Source organism: Vogesella indigofera (genome assembly GCF_003633895.1).
GTDB lineage: Bacteria > Pseudomonadota > Gammaproteobacteria > Burkholderiales > Chromobacteriaceae > Vogesella > Vogesella indigofera.
On the sequence record NZ_RBID01000015.1, the window covers coordinates 48,020 to 69,708 of the forward strand.

Here is a 21,689-nt window from a genome sequence, read left to right on the forward strand (position 1 = left end):
GGTTATTACGCCATTTCCACCGACAACAGTTCGCGCACGCGGGCAAACGGATAGCCGGCAAAGCGGCCGAAGCCGGGTAGCCGTGCCGCGCGCAGCGCCGTCAGCCGTGGCAGGGTGATACCGCACAAAAAGCAGGCCGCCAGATGCGGCGTCGCGGCCGCGCCCAGCTTGTCGTGCAGTGCCGCCAACGCGCCATGCAGCGTGACGGCGTCCAGTGCTGTCAGCGCCGGGGCTGCCGGCAACCGCGCCGGCTTGCCGCGACACACCAGACAATGGCCGCACTCGCGCGGCGCCGCGCTGTCGCCGAAGTAGCTGGCCAGCGCGAAGCTCAGGCAGCTTTCCGTTTCGAACAGGCGCAGCATCTGCTGTAGCCTCGCCAGCTCGCTGTCCTCGCGCGCCTGGAACTGGCGATAGAGGCTGGCGGCCAGTGTGGCGACATCGAACGCAGTGTCGTTCACCGCGTACACCTCGGTCATCTGCTTGGTTTCCAGCGTCAGCCAGCCGCGCTCGTCCATGAATTCCAGCGCCGTCACCGCACGCTGGCGCTGGCCGGGGAAGGCCTGCAGGAAGCTGTCGAAGTCGAATGCGTACCAGCTGCGCCCCAGCTTGCTGTGTGTCAGCAACGCGGCGACAAACTCGCGGCGCTCGTCCTTGAAGTGCGCCAGCAGCGCAGCTTCGTCCTCGCGCAACTGGAAGCGATACTCGCTGTAGTAGCTGTACTGCGCCTGCAGCACGCCCTGCACCTCCAGATACACCAGCAGCGTCTTCAGCGACAGCTGGCGGATATTGCTGTCCGCCGACAGGCCGTACAATGTCATTTCCCACTGCCCGTGCTGCGCCTCGTCGCGGATGCGCTGCAACACCAGCGCAATCGACGCCTGCTGCGGCGTGTCGCCGTAGACGAAGTTCTCCAGCACGTGCAGGCCGTCGCGGTTGCCCAGCAGCGTGCACAGCGACACCTCGCCATCGCGGCCGGCGCGGCCGATTTCCTGACTGTAGTTTTCCACCGATTTCGGCAGGTCGTAGTGGATCACCTGGCGGATATTGCCCTTGTCGATACCCATCCCGAAAGCAATGGTGGCGACGATCACCGGCGTGTCGCCACGCATGAACGCGTCCTGGATCTGCTCGCGCAGCGCGCTGTCCAGTCCGGCGTGGTAGGCGGCGGCGCCGACGCCCTGCGCCTGCAGCCGTGCGGCCAACGTTTCCGCGGTCTGCTGCTGGGTGACGTACACCACGCAGGCGGCGCCCGGCGTGCGCGCCAGCAGCTTCAGCAGCATCGCGTCCTTGTCCGCCTGCGCCACCGCGCGCACGTGCAGGTGCAGATTGGGGCGGTAGAAGCCGGTGACGGTGATGTGTTCGGGTGCGATGTCGAATCGGCGCGCCATGTCCTGCATCACCGCCGGGGTGGCGGTGGCGGTCAGCAGCAGCACCTGCGGAATGGCCAGCTGCTCGCGGTACTGCGGCAGCTTGAGGTAATCCGGCCGGAAGTTGTGGCCCCACTCCGAGATGCAGTGCGCTTCGTCCACCACCAGCAGCGACAGCGGCACCTCGGCGATAAAGCGGCGGAAACGCTCGTTCTTCAGCCGCTCCACCGACACCATCAGCACCTTGATGCGTCCGGCGCGCACGTCGGCCATCACCTGCTGTGCCTCGTCGCGGCTCTGGCTGGAGTCGATCGCCGCAGCGGCGATGCCCTTCTGCTGCAGGAACGCCAGCTGGTCGCGCATCAGCGCCAAGAGCGGCGAGATCACCAGCGTCAGGTGCGGCAGCTGCGTCGCCGCCAGCTGGTAGCACAGCGACTTGCCGGAGCCGGTGGGGAAGATCGCCATCGCGGAATGGCCATCCAGCAAATGCTGGATCACCTCGCGCTGGCCGTCGCGGAAGCCGTCAAAACCGAAATACTGCGCCAGCGCGGCGTCAAGCGGGGAAGGAGGGGTCATCGGTGGCTCCGGCGGCAAAGGCGCAAGGAGAACACACTCCCCGGCCGCTGCCAAGGTTGGCCGCAAGCGCTGTCGTCAAAGCCGTACCCGCCACCTTGGCCGGCGGCGGGTCACGGCGCTTAGCCGAGGTGGAACCTGGTCACCGACTGGTGCAGCTCGCCGGCAAGGCCGTGCATGCTCTGCGTCGCGTCGGCGGCGGCGCGCGCCGCGGCGGCGTTGTCGCTGGCGCTGCCGGCGATGCCCTCGACGTTGACTGCGATGTCGTTGCTGGCCACGCTCTGCTCCTTCAGCGCCAGCGAGATGTCCTCCACCGCGCGCAGCACCGCCGCCGACGCCTCCTCGATGCTGGCGATGGCGTCGCCGCCCTCGTCGGCCAGCGCGCGGCCGGCGGCGACGCGCGCCACCGTTTCCACCATCGCCTGGCTGGTATCGGCCGACAGGCGGCGGATCTGCTCGATCTTGTCGACGATGTCGCCGGTGGCCTGCGCGGTGCGCTCCGCCAGCTTGCGCACCTCGTCGGCAACCACGGCAAAACCGCGTCCCAGCTCGCCGGCGCGTGCCGCCTCGATCGCCGCGTTCAGCGCCAGCAGGTTGGTCTGGTCGGCGACATCGCGGATCACGCCGACGATGGAGGAAATATTGCCGACATCCTCCACCAGCCGCTGCAGGCTTTGCGAGGCGGTGCCGACCACGTCGCTGATCACCCGCATCTCGTCCACCGCCTTGCGCACCACCGCCGCGCCGTCACGCGACAGCTGGCCGGAATTGCGCCCCAGCTCGTGCGCGTGCTCGGCATTGGCGGCGATATGGTTGATGCCGACCGTCATCTGCTCCACCGATGCCGCCATCGCGGTGGCCGCCCCGCTCTGGCGATCGGAACCGCTGGCGACGCGGTCGACGTTGTCCATCAGCCCGTCGGCCACCGACACCAGGTAATCGGCGTTGGTGATCACCTGCCCCACCATCTCGCGCAGGTGCTGCTGCATGTCGGCGATGCTGGCCAGCAGGCTGCCCTGCTCGGCCTTGCTGACATCGACCGCGGTATCCAGCCGCCCGGCCGAAATCGCCGCCACCACCTCTACCGCGTAGGCCGGCTCACCGCCGAGCTGGCCGATCAGGCGGCGGCCGATCACGTAGCCGATGGCCAGGAGCAACAGCAGCAGGCCGACCAGGCCGGCACCCAGGAACAGCGCCTGGCGCCACACCGCATTGTCGATATGGTCGACGTAGATGCCGGTGCCGATCACCCAGCCCCAGCGCGCCGTTTTCTGCACCACCGCGATCTTGCCCACCGGCTGCGCAAAGCCGGGCTTGGCCCAGTGGTACTCGGCGACACCGCCGCCGGCCAGCGCCTGGCGGAAAGCGGCGCCGAGGTTGACGCCGTTGGGGTCGACCTGCGTCGTCATGCTGGTGCCGACCAGGTTGCGACGGATCGGGTGCCCCAGGTAGGTGAAGCGGTCGTCGGTGACGAAGAAGTACCCGTCCTCGCCGAAGCGCATCGCCATCACCGCGGCCATCGCCCGCCGCCGCGCCTCGTCCTCGCCCAGCGTCGCCGCCTGGGCCTCGTAACTTTCCACCAGTCTGGCCGCGCTTTGTGCCAGCTGGCGGGTATCGCGTACCGCCTGCTCGGTCAGGGTCTGGCCAAGGTTGAACAACGCCCAGATGGTCATCAGCACGATGCCGATGGCCGCTGCGCCCACCATGGCCATGAATTGGGCTTTTACCGTTTTGAACATCTATCTCTCCCGTTTGCTGTTTGCTCTTCGTTGCCGTGTGCAGCGTGTTTTTTTGGCCGCTGCTTGTTATGGTCAAGGTCATGCTGTCTGTCGCGGGCCGGCCGCCCGCACCTCAAAATCCGGTACTGGCGCCAGCCCTGCCACGCTTGTTACCGGCTCATGACGCGAGTGTCTGAGCCGGCGCAGACCGTCCGCTTTTGTATCGAAACACGATCAAAAACCGCGATTGTCTGTTTAAGCCTGTGGCGACAGCATGGTAGCGGCAGCGCGCCCGGCAAACTGTGACCAATCGTAACCAGCACCGCGACGGCCATGAAAAACGGCAGCCCGCGGGGGCTGCCGTTTTGGGAGATGCGGCCAAGGTTGGCCGCAACGGGGATGGCTTACTTGCGTTCCACCTGCGACACGTCACGCACCGCGCCGGTGTCGGCACTGGTGGTCATCGCGGCGTAGGCACGCAGCGCCGGGCTGACCACGCGCTGGCGGTCGACCGGTTTCCATGCCAGCGCACCACGGGCTTCCATCGCCGCGCGGCGTGCGGCCAGGATGTCGTCGGATACCGCCAGGCGGATGCCGCGGTTGGGGATGTCGATCTCGATGCGATCGCCCTCTTCCACCAGGCCGATGGCACCGCCTTCGGCCGCTTCCGGCGACACGTGGCCGATGGACAGGCCGGAGGTCCCGCCGGAGAAACGGCCGTCGGTCAGCAGCGCGCACTCCTTGCCCAGGCCCTTGGACTTCAGGTACGAGGTCGGGTACAGCATTTCCTGCATCCCCGGGCCGCCTTTCGGGCCTTCGTAGCGGATCACCACCACATCGCCGGCCACCACGCTGTCGGCCAGAATCGCCGCCACCGCGTCATCCTGGCTTTCGAACACGCGGGCGCGGCCGGTGAACTTGAGGATGGAATCGTCAACACCGGCGGTCTTCACGATGCAGCCACGCTCGGCGATATTGCCGTACAGCACGGCGAGGCCGCCGTCCTGCGAGTACGCGTGTTCCTTGTCACGGATGCAGCCCTCGGCGCGGTCGTCGTCCAGCGTCGGGTAACGCATGCTCTGGCTGAAGGCGATGGTGGTCGGCACCCCGCCCGGCGCGGCGCGGTAGAAGCGGTGCACCTCGCTGTCGGCCGCGTGGCGGCGGATGTCCCACGCTTCCAGACCGGCGCCCATAGTGGCGCTATGGATGGTCGGCACCTCGCGCTGGATCAGGCCGGCGCGGTCCAGCTCGGACAGGATGGCGACCACGCCACCGGCGCGGTGCACGTCTTCCATGTGGTACTTCTGCGTTGCCGGCGCCACCTTGGACAGGCAGGGCACGCTGCGCGAGATGCGGTCGATGTCGGTCATCTTGAAGTCGACACCGGCTTCGCTGGCGGCGGCCAGCAAGTGCAGCACGGTATTGGTGGAGCCGCCCATCGCCACGTCCAGGCTCATCGCGTTCTCGAACGCGGCCTTGGTGGCGATGCTGCGCGGCAGCACACTGTAATCGTCCTGCTCGTAGTGACGCTTGGTGATCTCGACGATCAGGCGGCCGGCGCGCAGGAACAGTTCCTTGCGGTCGGCGTGGGTGGCCAGCATCGAGCCGTTACCCGGCAGCGACAGCCCCAGCGCCTCGGTCAGGCAGTTCATCGAGTTGGCGGTGAACATGCCGGAGCAGGAGCCGCAAGTCGGACAGGCGGAACGCTCCACCTTGTCCACGTCCTCGTCGCTGATCTTGTCGTTGGCGGCTTCCACCATCGCGTCGACCAGGTCCAGCTTGCGCTCGCTGCCGCGCCAGTTGACCTTGCCGGCCTCCATCGGGCCGCCGGACACGAACACCACCGGGATGTTCAGCCGCAGCGCGGCCATCAGCATGCCGGGAGTGATCTTGTCGCAGTTGGAGATGCACACCAGCGCGTCGGCGCAGTGGGCGTTGACCATGTATTCCACGCTGTCGGCGATCAGGTCGCGCGATGGCAGCGAGTACAGCATGCCGCCGTGGCCCATGGCGATGCCGTCGTCCACGGCGATGGTGTTGAACTCTTTGGCCACGCCACCGGCCTTTTCGATCTCGCGCGCCACCAGCTGGCCCATATTGTGCAGGTGCACGTGGCCGGGTACGAACTGGGTGAAGGAGTTGGCGATGGCGATGATCGGTTTCTGGAAATCCTCGTCCTTCATGCCGGTGGCGCGCCACAGGGCGCGGGCACCCGCCATGTTGCGGCCGGAAGTCGAGGTCTTGGAACGGTATTGAGGCATGATGTGTCCTTGAATGCAGTAATGGCTTTGTCGCTTTGATCTGGCGGCGCGTCGCGGGCCAGGCGGGATATTGCCCGGCCGGTAGAACTTGCGGGTGCCGGCATGTTCTACACAGAAGGCGTCGCGCGGCGGGTAGCAGCGCGACGACCGGTAACGCTTTCCGTATAATTTATAGTTATCCTTTTACCGCAAACGCACATACCTGACAAATGCTGATCCATCCCCAGTTTGACCCTGTCGCCATCCAGCTTGGCCCGCTGGCCATCCACTGGTACGGCCTGATGTACCTCGTCGGTTTCGGCCTGTTCCTGTGGCTGGGCCATGTCCGTATCAAACAGCAGCCCGATTGCGGCTGGAACGGCAAGGATCTCGACGATTTCCTGACCTGGGCGGTGCTCGGCGTCATCGTCGGCGGGCGGCTGGGCGAGGTGCTGTTCTACCAGCCCGGCTACTATCTGGCGCACCCGGCCGAGATCCTGATGGTGTGGAAAGGCGGCATGAGCTTCCACGGCGGCTTTATTGGCGTGCTGGCGGCGATGCTGCTGTTCGCGCGCAAGAAAGGCGTCAGCTTCTGGCAGATCAGCGATTTCGTGGCGCCGCTGGTGCCCACCGGCCTCGCCGCCGGCCGCATCGGCAACTTCATCAACGGCGAGCTGTGGGGCCGCATCGCCAGCCACGATCTGCCGTGGGCGATGATCTTCCCGCACGTCGACGCCATGCCGCGCCACCCGTCGCAGCTGTACCAAGCGGCGCTGGAAGGCCTGGCGCTGTTCGTGATCCTGTGGCTGTTCTCGGCACGGCGCCGGCCGCTGGGGCAGGTGTCGGCGGTGTTCCTGATCGGCTACGGCAGCTTCCGCTTCATCGCCGAATTCTTCCGCACCCCGGATGCCGGCATCTTCGGCCAGTCCGACATCATCAGCATGGGCCAGTGGCTGAGCGTGCCGATGATCGTCGCCGGCCTCGCGCTGTACCGCTGGGCAGCCAGACGCGACACGGCACCAGTCTGACCCCGCTTACCCGGCCGCACCCGACAGTGGCCGGGTGCGGCCGGCTGCTGTCATTTGCGGCCAACCCCGGCATAGCGCGTCTCCCAGCGCGCACCCAGCCACACCAGGCCGCTGCACCACAGCCAGTACAGCAGCGCCACCGTGGCGAATACCGGGAGCGGATACACCTGCTCGCGGTTGTTCACTTGCGAGGCGACAAAGGTCAGCTCGGCCACGCCGACGATGTAGGCCAGCGAGGTGTCCTTCACCAGCGTGATCCACTGGTTGACGAAGGACGGCACCATGATGCGCAGCGCCTGCGGCAGCACGATCAGGCGTAGCGTCTGCCAGCGGCTGAAGCCCAGCGACAGCCCGGCCTGCCACTGCCCGGCGGCGATGGCGGCAATGCCGGCGTGCACCGCCTGCGTCAGGAAGGCGCCGCCGATCAGCGCCAGCGCCGCAATCACCGTCAGCGTGCCCGGCACGTCGACGGCAAACAGCACCGGCAGCAAGAAGTAGCACCAGAAAATCAGCATCACCACCGGAATCGCGCACAGCAGCGCGGCGGATATCGCCACCAGACGCCGCAGCAGCGGAGGCCCCAGCGTCAGCACGATGCCGCCCGCCAGCCCCAGCAGCGACGCCAGCAGCGCCGCCGTCAACCCGATCACCACACTCAGTGCCATGCCGCCCAGCGGCCCGGCCGGCCAGCTGCCCAGCAGCAGGTAGTCCAGATTGGCGCTGATCACCTCGAGCGCCGTCATCGCCCGCCCCCCAAGGTTGGCCGCGCCCGCCCGCCGGCCAGCTGTGCGCCCAGCACCAGCAGCAGGTACAGCAGCGTGGCGACGGCAAAGGCCTGGAAGGTCAGCAGCGTCTCGCTCTCCACCTGGCGCGAGCTGTACGACAGTTCGGCCACGCCGATGGCCATGGTCAGCGAGGTGTTCTTGATCACGCCCAGATACTGGCCCAGCAACGGGCGGCGCACCACGCGCAGCGCCTGCGGCAACACGATGTGGCGGAACACCTGGCGCGGCGTCATCCCCAGCGCCAGCGCCACCGCGTGCTGCCCCGGCGCGACACTGCGGATGCCGGCGCGGATTTCCTCGGCGACAAACGCCGCGCTGTACAGCGACAGCGCGATCAGCGCCGCCACAAACTCGAACGACGGCCAGGCCAGCGTCCAGCCGGCCAGCGTCACCTCGTGCGGCGCATTCAGCCACAACATCACCGCTTCCGGCAGCAAGCCGGCCACGCCGAAGTACCACAGCAGCAGCTGCACCATCAGCGGCGTATTGCGATGCAGCGACAGAAAGGTCCGCACCGCCAGGCGCACGCTGCGCCAGCGCTGCTCATAACCGGCGGCCAGCAGCACACCCAGCAGCGTTGCCAGCCCGCACACCAGCAGCGCCAGCCACGCCGTCAGCGCCGCGCCCTGCAGCATCCAGCCGATGAAATGCGACTCCAGCCAGCCATAACCCAGCCATGCAGGCGGTGTCATGATTTACTCCCTTCAGCAAAGAAAAACCGCCAGGCAAGCCCGGCGGCAGCACGAATCAGCCGAGTCCGTGGCGGGTCAGGCCTTGTCGCCGATCCTGAAATCACGCGGCAGCGGCGCCTTGGTGCCGGGGCCGAACCAGTGGTCGTAGATCTTTTTCGCTTCGCCGTTTTTCTCCAGCCCCAGCAGCACCTCGTTGACCACCTTCACCAGCCGCGCCTCGCCCTTGGGCAGGCCGATGGCCTGGAATTCGCGGGTCAGCGTAAACGGCGCGATCTCGTACTTGTCCTTGTCCGGTGCATTGGCCAGCAGGGCCGCCAGCTTGGAGCCGTCCTGGGTGATCGCGGTCACGTTGCCGTTGCGCAGCGCGGCAAACGCCAGCGGCGTGTCGTCGTAGGACACCACCTTGGTGGCCGGGTATTTCTCGCGCAGCGTGATCTCCTGCGTGGTGCCCTTGTCCGCACCCACGCGCAGGCCGGCCAGCTGTGCCGGCGTGGCCAGCGTGCCCTTGCGGCTGATGAACTGCTGGCCGGAGGCAAAGTACGGCAGGCTGAAATCGACCTGCTTGGCGCGATCTGGCGTCACGGTGAAGTTGGCCGCAATCAGGTCGGCCTTGCCCGACACCAGCAGCGGAATGCGGTTGGCCGGATTGGTCGGCACCAGCTCCAGCTTGACGCCGATCTTGGCGGCGATGTGGCGCGCCACGTCCACATCCAGCCCGGTGATCTGGCGGCTCTGCGCGTCGAGGAAACCGAACGGCGGGTTGCTGTCGAAGGCGGCGACACGCAGCACGCCGGCTTTCTTGATGTCGTCGAGGCGGTCGGCCAGGGCGGAGGTAGCGGTCACGGCCAGCAGCAGGGCCAGGGTCAGTTTGCGTTTCATGGTCGGCTTTCATTCAGAGGTCAGGAGAAGATGGCCCATCATAAAACGATGACAAAGCCATACAAACAAATGAATTTTGTATTCTTTATCCACTAAAGGAATAACCGCACCCGGCCCCGCCGGCAGCGCGGCGGGCTAAACTGTGGGTATCGGCATTGCGCCACGGGACACCCTCATGAACCGCCTGCTTGTGTTGCTGAGCCTCGCTTTGCTCAGCGCCTGCGCCACTTACCAGTGGCGCCACGCCACCCGCTACGACGCCAACTTCGACGAAGACAGCTTCCAGTGCAAGAAGGAAGCGGCGCAGGCCTTTCCGCCGCTGGCGGGCGAGCGCATCATCCGACCGCCGCGCTTCAGCCCGTCCTGGTTCTGCTCGCCTGCTGGCACCCGCTGCAGCCGCACGCTGCCCTACTGGCAGGACGCCGAAACCGAGAGCTACGACATCAACGAACGCGCGCGCGACGACCTTTACCGCAGCTGCCTGCAGGCACGCGGCTGGATCCGCTACCGCGTCGACTGACGCCTGCGCCGCCTCCGACCGCACCGTCGCGGCCTTGCAGGCGACAAGGTTGGCCGCAAGCGCCGCGCACGGCCGGCAATGCCGGCGCGCCACCCCCAGTTTTATGCTGACGCGATTAGGCGCGCGCGCCGATCTGGCATAAAATACGGCCACTTTGGCGGCTTATCGTCCGCCTGCACCGAGCAGTCCGCGCGACTGCTTTTTTGATGGTGGCGGCCTGTTGCCCGCCTAACCCGAAAGACAATCCGCTCATGAACATTGCCAAACTGTCCGTGGCAGGCCTGCTGCTGGCCGCCGCTACCCTGTCCCACGCCGAAGCGCTGCTGAAAGTCTCCGCCATTCCCGACGAAGCCCCGACCGAGCTGCAACGCAAGTTCGCGCCGCTGGGCCAGTACCTGGAAAAAGAGCTGGGCATGAAGGTGCAGTTCGTGCCGGTCAGCGACTACGCCGCGGTGGTCACCGCGCTCAACGCCGACCAGATCGACATGGCGTGGCTGGGTGGTTTCACCTTCGTGCAGGCCAGCCAGCGCGGCAAGGTGGTACCGCTGGTGCAGCGCGAGGAAGATTCGCGCTTCACCTCCAAATACATCGTCAATGCCGACAGCGGCATCAGCAAGCTGCAGCAGCTGAAGGGCAAGAGCTTTGCCTTCGGCTCCGCCTCGTCCACCTCCGGTCACCTGATGCCACGCTACTTCCTGCAAAAGCAGCACATCAAGCCGGAAACCTTCTTCAAGAGCGTCGGCTACTCCGGCGCGCATGACGCCACCGTGGCCTGGGTTGCCTCCGGCAAGGTCGACGCCGGCGTGCTGAACGCCTCGGTATGGGACAAGCTGGTCGAAGCCGGCAAGGTCGACCAGAGCAAGGTCAAGCTGCTGGGCACCACCCCGCCGTACTTCGACTACAACTGGACGGTGCGCGGCAGCCTGGATAAAAAACTGCAGCAGAAAATCCAGCAGGCGTTCCTGAAGCTGAATGCGGCCAACCCCGAGCACAAAGCCATTCTCGATCTGCAACGCGCCAGCAAGTTCATTCCGACCAAGGCCGCCAACTACAAGGGCATCGAAGCCGCTGCCAAGGAAGCCGGCCTGCTGCAATGAGCCTGCGTTTTGACGCAGCCAGCCTGAGCCTAGGCGGCAGCCGCATCCTGCAGCCGCTGTCGCTGCAACTGGCGCAGGGCGAGCAGGTGGCGCTGATCGGCCCGTCCGGCGCCGGCAAATCGTCGCTGCTATTGCTGGCCAACAGCTGCCACCGTCCCGATGGCGGCAGCGTAGAGCTGCTGGGGCAGGACCCGTGGCAGCTGCGCGCGCCGGCACTGCGCCGGCTGCGCAGCCGCATCGGCAGCGTGTACCAGCATCCGCCGCTGCCGGCGCTGCAGCGGGTGGTCACCGCGATCGGCGCCGGCCAGCTCGGCCAGCTGTCCACGTTGGCCGCACTGCGCCGCCTGCTGTGGCCGCAGGATGTCGCCGCCATCCGCGACGCGCTGCAACGGGTGCAGCTGGGCGACAAGCTGTGGCAGCGCTGCGACCGCCTGTCCGGCGGCCAGCGCCAGCGCGTCGGCATCGCCCGCGTGCTGTACCAGCAACCCGAACTACTACTGGCCGACGAGCCGGTATCGGCGCTCGACCCGCGCCTGGCCGACGATACCGTCGCGCTGCTGTGTGCCGATGCCCGTCAGCGCGGCGCCACGCTGCTGGTCAGCCTGCACTCGGTGGAGCTGGCATTGGCCCACTTCCCGCGCCTGATCGGCCTGCGTGACGGCCGCATCGCCTTCGACCTGCCGCGCGCCGAGCTCACCCCGTCGCTGCTGACGGCGCTGTACGCCGGCGAACAGCCGGCCACCGCCGACGAGCCGGCGCTGGGCAGCGGCATCCGGATCGCGCCATGCTGAGCGCCAGCCTGCACGACCCGGCCCGCGCGTCGCGGCTGGCCGGCCTCATCGCCACGCCGCTATTGCTGCTGGCGGCGATGGTCTACACCGGCTTCAACCCGCTGCTGCTGGCCGAGGGCGACACCGCCGGCACGCTGTGGCGCTTTGTCGCCGACTTCTTCCCGCCGAGCACCGACGGCGCCTTCCTGCACGACATGCTGCGCGAAACCGCCACCACGCTGGCGATTGCCAGCAGCGGCCTCGCGCTGGCGGTGCTGATCGGCCTGCCGCTGGCGCTGCTGACCAGCCGCGCGCTGGACCGCGACACGCTGTGCGGCGAGGCGCCGGCCCGCGGCTGGCAGTGGCTGCAACGTCTGCTGCGCGGCGTCTTGATCGTGCTGCGCGGCGTGCCGGACCTGGTGTGGGCGCTGCTGCTGGTACGCGCCGCCGGACTTGGCAGCCTGCCGGCGGTGCTGGCGCTGGGGCTGGCCTACGGCGGCATGCTGGGCAAGGTCTACGCCGAAATCCTGGAATCGCAGCCGCCGCAGGCCGCGGCGGCACTAGCTGCCAGCGGCGCATCGCGGCTGGCCATCTTCGGCTACGCACTGCTGCCGCAGGCGGCGACCGAGCTGATCAGCTATAGCGTCTACCGCTGGGAATGCGCGATCCGCGCCTCGGCGGTGATGGGCTTTGTCGGCGCCGGCGGCCTCGGCCTGCTGCTAGATACCTCGATGCGGATGCTGAACGGCGGCGAAGTCGGCAGCCTGCTGCTGCTGTTCGCCGCGCTGGTGGCGCTGACCGAGGGCGTCAGCCGCGTCAGCCGCGCCGCCATCCACAGCCGCGCCGGTGGCGCCGGACTGGCCGCCGGCACGCTGCTGCTGCTGACCCTGTCGCTGCTGTGGCTATGGCCGCAATGGCGCGAGGCCCCGTTCGATGTCACCGGGCTGTGGCGCTTCGCCCAGGAATTCCTGCGGCCAACCTTGCGTGGCGACTTCCTCGTCCAGGTCGGCAGCGGCGTGCTGGAAACGCTGCTGGTCTCGGCGCTGGGCAGCGCGCTGGCCTTCATCGGCGGTGCGCTGCTGGCGCTGCCGGCCAGCAACCGCGGCCCGCGCTGGCTGCGCGCGCCGGTGCAATTGCTGCTCAATTTCCTGCGCGGCACGCCGGACCTGCTGTGGGGCGCGCTGGCAGTGCTGGCGCTGGGCCTCGGCCCGGCCGCCGGCGTGCTGGCACTGGCGGTGCACACCAGTGGCGTGCTGGGCCGGCTGTTCGCGCAGACATTGGAAAACATGCCACCAGACGCGGAAGCCGCGCTGCGCCACAGCGGCGCCGGCCGCCTCGCCTGCCTGTGCTACGGTCTGCTGCCGCAGGCGCTGCCGCAGTGGATCGCCTACACCCTGTACCGCTGGGAAAACAATATCCGCATCGCCGCCATCCTCGGCCTGGTCGGCGCCGGAGGCCTCGGCCAGCAACTGTATCTGGCGCTGTCGCTGTTCCAGTTGTCCAACGCCGCCACGCTGATCCTGGCCATGCTGCTGCTGTCGTGGGGGGTGGAGAGCTTCAGCCGCTGGCTGCGGCAGAAGCTGCTATAGCCTGCCGGCTGGCTTGAAAACAATGCGGCCAACCTTGGGAAAGGTTGGCCGCATTGTTTTGGGGGCGAGTTGTCGGCCGGAGCGGTGAGCCATGCCTGAATGACTTCTGTTGTCGGCCACAAGTGGAAGTTTAGGTCACCACATGGAGACTTTGGACAATGAAGCTATGCAGTTCCCTTGACCTTGAACGCTGATCGCTGCTTTTTAAAACTACAAACTACCACTTCGGGTCGCGTGCCGTTCAGACCACGCCGACATTCCGAGAGCCCAGCGCTGGTGTAACTCATCCGTCACCATTTCAAATTAAGCACCTTAGCTACCCTCCCGTATACCGATAGATCATGCCTGGCGGGCTGGACTTGGTGCCTAGGAGTACTACTCTAAGTCATAGGAAAGTGACGTTTCCATAATGTCACAAAATGAGGCGAGAGGAGCACATCATGGCGGCCGAGAGGACAAATGAGGCACTCCGAGGGGAGACCAAGCAAGGCCAAGAGGGCAAAGAGCCTCCACACTGGGCTGCCAGCATCTTCGGCGGAATGGCCCTTGTTCTGTTTGTGACCATCCTCGTCTCGCCGGTCTTCGTGTTGCTCATCGTACGAGCCATGTACCATTTAGCCCAAACTAACACGGAGCTAAACCCACTGTTCACCTGGTCCAGCATGACCATGCTTGGACTTATTTCTATGCGTTTTCTTGCCATTTACTTCGGTGCAACCGTGATGCTAGCTGGGACAGCAGTGGCGTTCCATGCACTGGAGGGGCAGAGTCAAGCCAGCGGAGAAGTTCCTGGAGGGTTCAAAGCAGCACTCGCTACCACCTCCCCCGGTTTACTCGCGGTCGCCGCTGGTGCGGTCGTGATCTGTGTGGCGCTCATCACCCACATTCCGAACCAGTATCAGGGAGAGCCCCCCACGAAAAGCTCGACAACCCAGCCCCCTGTGTCAGACGTAGCACAACACCTCGATGATGCCACGCCGCCTCCGCCCTCTCCATGAAAGGAACCTTATGCTTCTCTCTCCCCTTGCTTAGGTTATTCGGCATGCCTGTTGCTCGGTCTGGTCAGTCAATGACCTCCACAAAGCTCTTTGAGTCCAACAGTGCGCTTTACGAGATGCTAACCAATTAATCAGCAACCGTTTTGTCGCGCAACCTGTACTGGCCTGCCCCCCCTATCTTGGCGGTAACACCGGCCGGTTGCTGAGCGGGGTCGACAGGATGATGCTGGTGCGCGTCTCGCCCAGATCGTTCAGCCGCGACACCAGCAGCTCCAGATGCGACACGTCGCGCGCCAGCACGCGGAAAACGTAGGAATCGACCCCGGTCACGTGGTGGCACTCCTGCACTTCCGCCATTGCGGCCAACCTTTCCAGCAGCACCTTCTTCGCCGGTTGCGGTACGGTGATGCCGACCAGCGCCGACAGCGCGAAGCCGGCCTTCAGCGGCGCCACCGCGGCGTGGTAGCCGCTGATCACCCCCGCCTCTTCCAGCCGTTTCACCCGCTCCGATACCGCCGGCACGGACAGCCCCACCGTCTGCGCCAGTTCGGTCAGCGATTGCCGCGCATTGTCCTGCAACGCCTGCAGGATCAGCCACGATTTGCCATCCACTTCCATTTGCAAGCCTTTCTGCTGTTTGACCTAAGAATATAAACCCGACATCGCATTCTGGCGAAGATACCTCATGGCGCCCCCGGCGCTGCCGTCGCACACTAGGCCATCACATCGAGGAGCAAGACGCCATGCAAAGCAGCCACCTGTTTGTCGAGGCCGCCCTTATCGGGCTGGCGATTGCCGCACCGGTCGGGCCGGTGGGTTTGTTGTGCATCGAGCGCACCCTGCGCCAGGGCGCGGCCACCGGCTTTGTCACCGGGCTGGGCGCCGCCACCGCCGACGCCATCTACGCCGCGATCGGCGCCGCCGGCCTCGGCACGCTGATCGCGCTGCTGACGCGCCTGGCGACACCGCTGGCGCTGGCCGGCTGCGTGCTACTGCTGTACCTGGGCATCGCCACCCTACGCCGCGACGCGGCCAGCCACGCCGCCCGTACCGCCAGCGTACACAGCCTGCCGCGCGCCTACAGCAGCGCGCTGGCGCTGACGCTGACCAACCCGATGACCATCCTGTCCTTCATCGCCATCTTCGCCGGGCTGGCCGGCGCGCGCACGCCGTCGCTGGCCGATAGCGTGCTGATGGTGGTGGGCGTGTTTGCCGGTTCGGCGCTATGGTGGCTGCTGCTGGCCTACGGCGGCGGCCGGCTGCTGTCGCGGCTGGGCGCGCGCGGGCAGCTGATGGTCGACAAGGCCTGCGGTGGATTGCTGATCGGCTTTGCGCTGTTGCTGGCGTGGCGCACGCTGGCAGTATGGCTCTGAGCCTGTACCGCCAGCGGCATGACGGGGAACAGCGGTGGGAGAAGGCTCAGCTCAGGGGAGGATGGCTAGTGCCGGCCTGCACTAGCCGCCGGCGATAGATCAGAGCAGCTGCTGCAGGCGGCGGGTCAGCGCGCCGGGCTGCCACTGTTGCGGCCCCAGCTCGCGCAGCGGCCAGATCCCGGCCAGACTGTTGCAGAGAAACACCTCTTCCGCAGCCAGCACTTGCGGTGGAGACAAGCGCAGTTCGCGCACCGTCAGCCCAAGGTTGGCCGCAGTGTCGATCACGCAGGCGCGCATGGCACCGGATACACCGCAGCGATCCAGCAGCGGCGTCAGCAGCTCACCACCCTGCACCAGGAACAAGTTGCTCATGGTGCCCTCCACCACCGTACCGTCCATGTCCAGCATCAGCCCTTCGGCGATGGCCGGATCATGCCACTCACTGCGCGCCAGCACGTTTTCCAGGCGGTTGAGGTGCTTGATACCGGCCAGTCGCGGCTGAATCGCCAGCCGCGTGTCGCACCAGCGGGCGACAACTCCCTGCGCGGCGCGATCCGGCGGATAGCCGGCCCAAGCGGCGGCACTGACAATACGGGTCGGGGTGCTGTGAACCGGCATGGCATAACCGCGCTGGCCAGCGCCACGGGTGAGCACGATCTTGATGACCGCGCGCTCAAGCTTGGCCGCAACGGTGGCAATCTCGCTTAACAACAGCACCTCGTCCGGACACGGCAGGCGCAGCGCGGCACAATCTGCGGCCAACCTTTGCCATTGCCAGGGCCACAGCAGCGGCGTGCCGTGCCGCGCTTCCAGCGTGCGATAGAGACCGTCGCCATAGGCCAGACCACGGTCGCTGGCGCTGATCTGGGTGCCCGGCTGGCCGTTGATCAGCATCACGCCTGCTCCACGCCCAGCGCCCGCAACAGGCCGCGCGCCTTGTGGCGGGTTTCCTGCAATTCACGCTGCGGATCAGAATCGGCGACGATGCCGCCGCCGGCGCGGAAGCGCAGCTGCTGCCCCTGCTGCATGAAGGTGCGGATCAGGATGTTGAGATCCAGCGTGCCGTCGCGGTTGAGGTAGCCGAGGCTGCCGGTGTAGGCGCGGCGCGCACTGTTTTCCAGCTCGCGGATGATCTGCATGGTGCGCACTTTCGGGCAGCCGGTAATGGTGCCGCCGGGGAACAGCGCGCGGAACACGTCGACGGTGCCCACGCCGTCACGGATGCGGCCCCGGACATTGGACTCGATGTGGTGCACGTAGGCGTAGCTGGCCACCGCCATCAGCTCGTTGACCTCCACGCTGCCGGGCTGGCAGATGCGGCCGAGGTCGTTGCGCTCCAGGTCGATCAGCATGACGTGCTCGGCACGCTCCTTGATGCTGGAGATCAGCCGCTGCTTCAGCGCGGCATCCTCGTCCGCATCCGGCGAGCGCGGATGCGTGCCGGCGATGGGGCGGGTGTCGACCCAGCCGTCGTGCACGCGCACCAGCCGTTCCGGCGAGGAGCTGACGATGTGCGCGTCGCCAAAATCGGCCAGTGCCGAGAACGGCGCCGGGTTGGCGCGGCGCAGCGCGGCGTACAGGTCCACCGGCAGCACATCCGCGCCGAGCGTGGCACGCCAGCCGCGCGAGATGTTGACCTGGAACACGTCGCCTTCGTAGATGTAGTCCTTGAGCTTGACCACCGCGTCGGTGTACCAGTGCGGCGGGTCTTCTTCCAGCGCCTGCAGCACCACAGGGTTGGCCGCAAACGGCTCCGACTCCACCAGCGCCTGTTTCAGCGTGTCCAGCTGCGCCGGCGTTTCCGCCAGCAGCCAGCTTTCCTGCTTCACGCGGTCGTAGAGCAGCGCGGCGGGAATGCGGCTGAGCACCGCCAGCGGGAAGCTGTCGCTGATCGCCTGCGGCACGCTGGGTTCGAACTCGGACAGCAGGTCGTAACCGAGATAGACAAACCAGCCGCCGCTGAACGGTAGCCGGTGCGGATTGGTCACCGCCTGCGGCAGCGGCAGCGCGCGCACGTCGTCGAGGAATTGCGCACCCTCGCCTTCGCGATAGATGCGGGTTTGCTGCGGCAGGGCCATCAGGATGTCCCAGCCACTGTCACCCGACGACTGCATCAGGTACGGGAAACGGGCGCGATCGTGGGCGTGCAACGCCAGCAGATCGGGGGTAAAACTCAGCAGTTCACAGTGCATGGCAGCAGGGCCTGAGGTTCGGTTGCGGCAAGGATGGCGGGGCGACTGGCCGGGCACGGGCGGCGTCACTTGCTCGCCGCCGCCTGCCACCTAATAGGACTATACATCCGCCGCCATGCCTTGCCAGCGCGGCTGCGACTGCCGGCACTACCCGCCATCTTGCGGCAACAGCAACGTCATGTTGGCCGCAAAAAGAAAAGACCGCGCGAGTTTATCGCAGCGGTCTTGGCTGTCAACGGTTTCGACACCGTTGCGTGCGGCTTACACGCGCTTGAATACCAGCGTGCCGTTGGTACCGCCAAACCCGAAGGAGTTGGAGATCGCCACGTCGATTTTCATGTCGCGCGCGGTATTGGCGCAGTAGTCCAGATCGCAGCCGCCTTCGATATCCTGATCGTGCAGGTTGATGGTCGGTGGCGACACCTGGTTGTGCACCGCCAGAATCGAGTAGATCGCTTCCACACCGCCGGCACCGCCCAGCAGGTGGCCGGTCATCGACTTGGTGGAGTTCACTACCAGCTTCTTGGCGTGGTCGCCAAACGCGATCTTCAGCGCGTTGGTTTCGTTGGCATCGCCCAGCGGCGTGGAGGTGCCGTGCGCGTTGACGTAGTGCACGTCCTCGGGATTCAGCTTGGCGTCACGCAGCGCGTTCAGCACGCCACGGGCCGGGCCTTCCGCGCTTGGCGCGGTGATGTGGTGCGCGTCGGAGCTCATGCCGAAGCCAACCAGCTCGGCGTAGATCTTGGCGCCACGCTTGACGGCGTGCTCGTACTCTTCCAGTACCAGCACCCCGGCACCCTCGCCCATCACGAAGCCGTCACGGCCCTTGTCCCACGGCCGCGAGGCGGTCGCCGGGTCGTCGTTGCGGGTCGACAGTGCCTTCATCGCGGCAAAGCCGCCCACCGCCAGGCTGGAGATGGTGCCTTCGGCGCCACCGGCCACCATCACGTCGGCGTCACCGTACTGGATCACGCGCGCGGCGTCGCCAATGCAGTGGGCACCGGTGGTGCAGGCGGACACGATGCCATAGCTCGGACCCTGATAGCCCTTGAGAATGGATACGTGACCGGCAACCATGTTGATCAGCGAGCCGGGAATGAAGAACGGGCCGATCTTGCGGATGCCGCCTTCGTGGCGGGCAACGCCGGTTTCCTCGATCAGCGGCAGGCCGCCGATACCGGAACCGATGTTCACGCCGACGCGGGTCTTGTCCAGGCCCGGCACGTCGTCGAGGCCGGAATCCGCCACCGCCTGCAGCGCAGCCGCGATGCCGTAATGGATGAACACATCCATGCGGCGCGCGTCTTTCGCCGAAATGTACTGGGTAATGTCGAAGCCTTTGACTTCACCCGCGACCTGGCAGGCAATATCACTGGCATCGAAGCGGGTAATGGTGGTGATACCACTCTTGCCGGCCAGGAGATTGGCCCAGCCACTGCTCACATCGTTGCCGACCGGGGACACATGGCCCAGGCCGGTCACTACTACTCTGCGTTTTGACACAGGGTATCTCCGCGAAAAAAGGGAGGGAATCTCCCGATAGTCCTGAACGGACGGTGCTTAATGGCGTGCCATTAAATCAAACGCACGTTTCAGAGCCACTACAGCAAAAGACCTCTGCAGGCGAGCCTAGGCTACACCGGCAGAGGTCCTGGTAAGCCCCGGGGGGATTACTTGTTCAGGTGAGCCGTAACGTAGTCTACTGCTTGCTGAACGGTGGTGATCTTCTCGGCTTCTTCATCCGGGATTTCGCACTCGAACTCTTCTTCCAGTGCCATTACCAGTTCAACGGTATCCAGGGAGTCGGCGCCCAGATCGTCAACAAACGAAGAGTCGATTTTGACTTCGGCTTCGTTCACGCCCAGTTGCTCGGCAACGATCTTTTTAACGCGCGCTTCGATGTTTTCCATTTGTTTAAATCCTTTACCTTTCTGTGTACGGGACAACAAAACCCCGCCATTCTACAAAAAAAACCTGCCCAAGCCTACCGCAGTCACATCATTGCCATGATATTGGCCACGAATCGGCAGTCAGTCCGGCTTTTGACCCGCCAGCATGCTCATGCTGCACTGGCAAAAACCACAAAACTATTCGTTGCCGTTGCCGCTTACGGCATCAGCATGCCGCCGTTCACGTGCAGGGTCTGGCCTGTCACGTAAGCCGCACGGCTGGATGCCAGAAAATCGACGGCATCAGCGATGTCCTGTGCCGCGCCCAGGCGACCCAGTGCAATCTGTTGTACCAACGCCTCACGCTGCGCTTCCGGCAGCGCGCGGGTCATGTCGGTATCGATGAAGCCCGGTGCCACGCAGTTGACGGTAATGCCGCGACTGCCGACTTCGCGTGCCATCGACTTGGTGAAGCCCATGATGCCGGCCTTGGCCGCCGCATAGTTGGCCTGACCGGCGTTACCCATCGCACCAACCACCGACGCGATGTTGATGATGCGGCCCCAGCGTGCCTTCATCATGCCGCGCATCACCGCCTTGGACGTCTTGAATACCGACTTCAGGTTGGTATCCATGATCGCGTCCCAGTCTTCGTCCTTCATGCGCATCAGCAGGCCGTCGCGGGTGATGCCGGCGTTGTTCACCAGAATCGCCACATCGCCGTATTCCTTGCTGATGGTGTCGACCAGCGCGTCGATGGCACCGTCTTCACCGACGTTCAGCACCATGCCGACACCGCCCCACTGCGCCAGGCGCTCGCCGATGGCGGCGGCGCCGCCTTCGGAGGTGGCGGTACCGATCACCTTGGCGCCGGCGGCAGCCAGCGTGTCGGCGATGGCAGCACCAATGCCGCGCGAGGCGCCGGTAACCAGCGCAACTTTACCTTGCAAACTCATTGTCTCTCTCCTGCCCGGCCGGCCGCATGCGGCCAACCTTGTGTCTTTACGCCAGCTCGGCGCGAGCGGCTTCCAGCTTGGCGGCATCGGTCAGCGCGTGGCAGTTCACGTTGCCGTCGATACGCTTGGCGAGACCGGCCAGTACCTTGCCCGGGCCGCATTCGGCCATCAGCACGATGCCACCGGCAGCCAGCTGCTGGATGGTTTCGGTCCAGCGCACCGGACGGTACAGCTGACGCGTCAGCGCGTCACGGATCTGGTCGGCGTCGCCATAGGCGGCAACGTCGGCATTATGCAGCACCGGAATCTGCGGCGAGTTGATCTGGATCGTGGCCAGTGCCGCGGCCAGCTTGTCGGCGGCAGGCTTCATCAGCGAGCAGTGCGACGGCACCGATACCGGCAATGGCAGCGCGCGCTTGGCACCCTTGGCCTTGCACAGCTCCATCGCGCGTTCCACCGCAGCCTTGTTGCCGGCAATCACCACCTGCCCCGGCGAATTGAAATTCACCGGTTCCACCACTTCGCCCTGTGCTGCTTCGGCACAGGCTGCGCGGATGTCGTCATCGGACAGGTTGAGGATCGCGGCCATCGCGCCCTCACCGGCCGGCACCGCATCCTGCATCGCCTCGGCGCGCAAGCGCACCAGCTTCACCGCATCGGCAAAGTCCAGTGCCCCGGCAGCCACCAGCGCGCTGTACTCGCCCAGGCTGTGCCCGGCCAGGGCAACCGGCAAGGCACCGCCTTGCGCCAGCCAGGCACGGTAAGTGGCCACACCGGCGGCCAGCATCAGCGGCTGGGTATTGACCGTGGCGTTGATCGCCTCCGGCGTCTCCGCCTGCAGCATGGCCCACAGGTCTTCACCCAGGGCGGCCGAGGCTTCGTCAAATGTCTGTTTTACTACCGGCAGGTCGGTAAAGCCGTCCATCATTTTCAGGCTCTGCGAGCCCTGACCGGGAAAAAGAAAGGCAAACGCCATCTCGGGGTCTCCTTTTGAAACGGGGTGAATGATGACCGCTTGCTGCG

Annotated in this window: 20 protein-coding genes; 7 read left to right on the plus strand and 13 right to left on the minus strand. The window is 65.9% G+C overall.

What is annotated here, in order from left to right:
* Positions 1-5: 5 nt before the first annotated feature.
* The 3 genes from C8E02_RS10235 to ilvD form a co-directional block, all read right to left on the minus strand.
* Entirely contained in the window at positions 6-1,943 is a 1,938-nt protein-coding gene (locus C8E02_RS10235; protein ID WP_120810696.1) for a RecQ family ATP-dependent DNA helicase, read from the minus strand.
* A 119-nt stretch (positions 1,944-2,062) separates the two neighbouring features.
* Positions 2,063-3,679: a methyl-accepting chemotaxis protein gene (locus tag C8E02_RS10240; RefSeq protein WP_120810697.1), complete on the minus strand. Its 1,617-nt coding sequence runs from the start codon at positions 3,677-3,679 to the stop codon at positions 2,063-2,065.
* Positions 3,680-4,062: 383 nt separating this feature from the next.
* Positions 4,063-5,919 carry a dihydroxy-acid dehydratase gene (gene ilvD, locus C8E02_RS10245; protein ID WP_120810698.1) on the minus strand — a complete coding sequence of 619 codons (1,857 nt, stop codon included), beginning with the start codon at positions 5,917-5,919 and terminating at the stop codon, positions 4,063-4,065.
* Positions 5,920-6,128: 209 nt separating this feature from the next.
* Between ilvD and lgt the strand changes: the two genes are divergently transcribed.
* Positions 6,129-6,926 (plus strand): prolipoprotein diacylglyceryl transferase, encoded by a 798-nt coding sequence (gene lgt / locus C8E02_RS10250; RefSeq protein ID WP_120810699.1) that lies wholly within the window; start codon positions 6,129-6,131, stop codon positions 6,924-6,926.
* Between the two features lie 50 nt (positions 6,927-6,976).
* Here lgt and C8E02_RS10255 read toward each other — a convergent pair whose 3' ends face one another.
* The 3 genes from C8E02_RS10255 to C8E02_RS10265 form a co-directional block, all read right to left on the minus strand.
* Positions 6,977-7,669, minus strand: a complete 693-nt coding sequence (locus C8E02_RS10255; protein ID WP_120810700.1) for an amino acid ABC transporter permease — start codon at positions 7,667-7,669, stop codon at positions 6,977-6,979.
* Positions 7,666-8,403 carry an amino acid ABC transporter permease gene (locus C8E02_RS10260; protein WP_120810701.1) on the minus strand — a complete coding sequence of 246 codons (738 nt, stop codon included), beginning with the start codon at positions 8,401-8,403 and terminating at the stop codon, positions 7,666-7,668. The genes C8E02_RS10255 and C8E02_RS10260 overlap by 4 nt, the downstream gene beginning before the upstream one ends.
* A 75-nt stretch (positions 8,404-8,478) precedes the next feature.
* On the minus strand, positions 8,479-9,282 hold the full coding sequence (locus C8E02_RS10265; protein WP_120810702.1) for an ABC transporter substrate-binding protein: 804 nt from the start codon (positions 9,280-9,282) through the stop codon (positions 8,479-8,481).
* Between the two features lie 175 nt (positions 9,283-9,457).
* Between C8E02_RS10265 and C8E02_RS10270 the strand changes: the two genes are divergently transcribed.
* The 5 genes from C8E02_RS10270 to C8E02_RS10290 all read left to right on the plus strand — a co-directional run bounded on the left by C8E02_RS10270 (position 9,458) and on the right by C8E02_RS10290 (position 14,256).
* Positions 9,458-9,802: a hypothetical protein gene (locus C8E02_RS10270; RefSeq protein WP_120810703.1), complete on the plus strand. Its 345-nt coding sequence runs from the start codon at positions 9,458-9,460 to the stop codon at positions 9,800-9,802.
* 251 nt (positions 9,803-10,053) lie between these two features.
* Positions 10,054-10,899: a putative selenate ABC transporter substrate-binding protein gene (locus C8E02_RS10275; RefSeq protein ID WP_047965568.1), complete on the plus strand. Its 846-nt coding sequence runs from the start codon at positions 10,054-10,056 to the stop codon at positions 10,897-10,899.
* Positions 10,896-11,690, plus strand: coding sequence for a phosphonate ABC transporter ATP-binding protein (locus C8E02_RS10280; RefSeq protein WP_120810704.1), 795 nt, complete (start codon positions 10,896-10,898; stop codon positions 11,688-11,690). The genes C8E02_RS10275 and C8E02_RS10280 overlap by 4 nt, the downstream gene beginning before the upstream one ends.
* The gene (locus tag C8E02_RS10285) at positions 11,684-13,258 is read left to right on the plus strand and encodes a PhnE/PtxC family ABC transporter permease (RefSeq protein WP_120810705.1); all 1,575 of its coding nucleotides are present in this window, start codon (positions 11,684-11,686) and stop codon (positions 13,256-13,258) included. Before C8E02_RS10280 ends, C8E02_RS10285 begins: the two co-directional genes overlap by 7 nt.
* Positions 13,259-13,698: 440 nt before the next feature.
* Positions 13,699-14,256, plus strand: coding sequence for a hypothetical protein (locus C8E02_RS10290; protein WP_147424481.1), 558 nt, complete (start codon positions 13,699-13,701; stop codon positions 14,254-14,256).
* 174 nt (positions 14,257-14,430) lie between these two features.
* Here the strand turns inward: C8E02_RS10290 and C8E02_RS10295 are convergent, their stop codons facing one another.
* Positions 14,431-14,874 (minus strand): Lrp/AsnC family transcriptional regulator, encoded by a 444-nt coding sequence (locus C8E02_RS10295; RefSeq protein WP_047965571.1) that lies wholly within the window; start codon positions 14,872-14,874, stop codon positions 14,431-14,433.
* A 125-nt stretch (positions 14,875-14,999) separates the two neighbouring features.
* Between C8E02_RS10295 and C8E02_RS10300 the strand changes: the two genes are divergently transcribed.
* Complete coding sequence (locus C8E02_RS10300; RefSeq protein ID WP_120810707.1) at positions 15,000-15,629, plus strand: LysE family translocator; 630 nt, start codon at positions 15,000-15,002, stop codon at positions 15,627-15,629.
* 99 nt (positions 15,630-15,728) lie between these two features.
* On the opposite strand, the gene pabC is transcribed toward C8E02_RS10300, so the two are convergent.
* From pabC to fabD, 6 genes are all read right to left on the minus strand, one after another.
* The gene (pabC, locus tag C8E02_RS10305; protein WP_120810708.1) at positions 15,729-16,523 is read right to left on the minus strand and encodes an aminodeoxychorismate lyase; all 795 of its coding nucleotides are present in this window, start codon (positions 16,521-16,523) and stop codon (positions 15,729-15,731) included.
* Entirely contained in the window at positions 16,523-17,821 is a 1,299-nt protein-coding gene (locus C8E02_RS10310; protein ID WP_120810709.1) for an aminodeoxychorismate synthase component I, read from the minus strand. Before C8E02_RS10310 ends, pabC begins: the two co-directional genes overlap by 1 nt.
* A gap of 261 nt (positions 17,822-18,082) precedes the next feature.
* Complete coding sequence (gene fabF / locus C8E02_RS10315) at positions 18,083-19,324, minus strand: beta-ketoacyl-ACP synthase II (RefSeq protein WP_120810710.1); 1,242 nt, start codon at positions 19,322-19,324, stop codon at positions 18,083-18,085.
* A gap of 167 nt (positions 19,325-19,491) precedes the next feature.
* Positions 19,492-19,731, minus strand: a complete 240-nt coding sequence (gene acpP, locus C8E02_RS10320) for an acyl carrier protein (RefSeq protein WP_047965576.1) — start codon at positions 19,729-19,731, stop codon at positions 19,492-19,494.
* A 197-nt stretch (positions 19,732-19,928) separates the two neighbouring features.
* Positions 19,929-20,666, minus strand: a complete 738-nt coding sequence (gene fabG, locus C8E02_RS10325) for a 3-oxoacyl-ACP reductase FabG (RefSeq protein ID WP_047965577.1) — start codon at positions 20,664-20,666, stop codon at positions 19,929-19,931.
* 46 nt (positions 20,667-20,712) lie between these two features.
* On the minus strand, positions 20,713-21,642 hold the full coding sequence (gene fabD / locus C8E02_RS10330; protein ID WP_120810711.1) for an ACP S-malonyltransferase: 930 nt from the start codon (positions 21,640-21,642) through the stop codon (positions 20,713-20,715).
* Between the last annotated feature and the right edge of the window lie 47 nt (positions 21,643-21,689).

Coding starts and splice junctions, on each gene's coding strand:
- C8E02_RS10235 (WP_120810696.1), bottom strand. CDS start 1,943: ATGACCCCTCCTTCCCCGCTTGACGCCGCGCTGGCGCAGTATTTCGGT.
- C8E02_RS10270 (WP_120810703.1), top strand. CDS start 9,458: ATGAACCGCCTGCTTGTGTTGCTGAGCCTCGCTTTGCTCAGCGCCTGC.
- C8E02_RS10285 (WP_120810705.1), top strand. CDS start 11,684: ATGCTGAGCGCCAGCCTGCACGACCCGGCCCGCGCGTCGCGGCTGGCC.
- C8E02_RS10295 (WP_047965571.1), bottom strand. CDS start 14,874: ATGGAAGTGGATGGCAAATCGTGGCTGATCCTGCAGGCGTTGCAGGAC.
- fabD (WP_120810711.1), bottom strand. CDS start 21,642: ATGGCGTTTGCCTTTCTTTTTCCCGGTCAGGGCTCGCAGAGCCTGAAA.
- C8E02_RS10300 (WP_120810707.1), top strand. CDS start 15,000: ATGCAAAGCAGCCACCTGTTTGTCGAGGCCGCCCTTATCGGGCTGGCG.
- pabC (WP_120810708.1), bottom strand. CDS start 16,523: ATGCTGATCAACGGCCAGCCGGGCACCCAGATCAGCGCCAGCGACCGT.
- C8E02_RS10260 (WP_120810701.1), bottom strand. CDS start 8,403: ATGACACCGCCTGCATGGCTGGGTTATGGCTGGCTGGAGTCGCATTTC.
- lgt (WP_120810699.1), top strand. CDS start 6,129: ATGCTGATCCATCCCCAGTTTGACCCTGTCGCCATCCAGCTTGGCCCG.
- C8E02_RS10255 (WP_120810700.1), bottom strand. CDS start 7,669: ATGACGGCGCTCGAGGTGATCAGCGCCAATCTGGACTACCTGCTGCTG.
- C8E02_RS10240 (WP_120810697.1), bottom strand. CDS start 3,679: ATGTTCAAAACGGTAAAAGCCCAATTCATGGCCATGGTGGGCGCAGCG.
- C8E02_RS10290 (WP_147424481.1), top strand. CDS start 13,699: ATGGCGGCCGAGAGGACAAATGAGGCACTCCGAGGGGAGACCAAGCAA.
- C8E02_RS10275 (WP_047965568.1), top strand. CDS start 10,054: ATGAACATTGCCAAACTGTCCGTGGCAGGCCTGCTGCTGGCCGCCGCT.
- ilvD (WP_120810698.1), bottom strand. CDS start 5,919: ATGCCTCAATACCGTTCCAAGACCTCGACTTCCGGCCGCAACATGGCG.
- fabG (WP_047965577.1), bottom strand. CDS start 20,666: ATGAGTTTGCAAGGTAAAGTTGCGCTGGTTACCGGCGCCTCGCGCGGC.
- C8E02_RS10280 (WP_120810704.1), top strand. CDS start 10,896: ATGAGCCTGCGTTTTGACGCAGCCAGCCTGAGCCTAGGCGGCAGCCGC.
- C8E02_RS10265 (WP_120810702.1), bottom strand. CDS start 9,282: ATGAAACGCAAACTGACCCTGGCCCTGCTGCTGGCCGTGACCGCTACC.
- C8E02_RS10310 (WP_120810709.1), bottom strand. CDS start 17,821: ATGCACTGTGAACTGCTGAGTTTTACCCCCGATCTGCTGGCGTTGCAC.
- acpP (WP_047965576.1), bottom strand. CDS start 19,731: ATGGAAAACATCGAAGCGCGCGTTAAAAAGATCGTTGCCGAGCAACTG.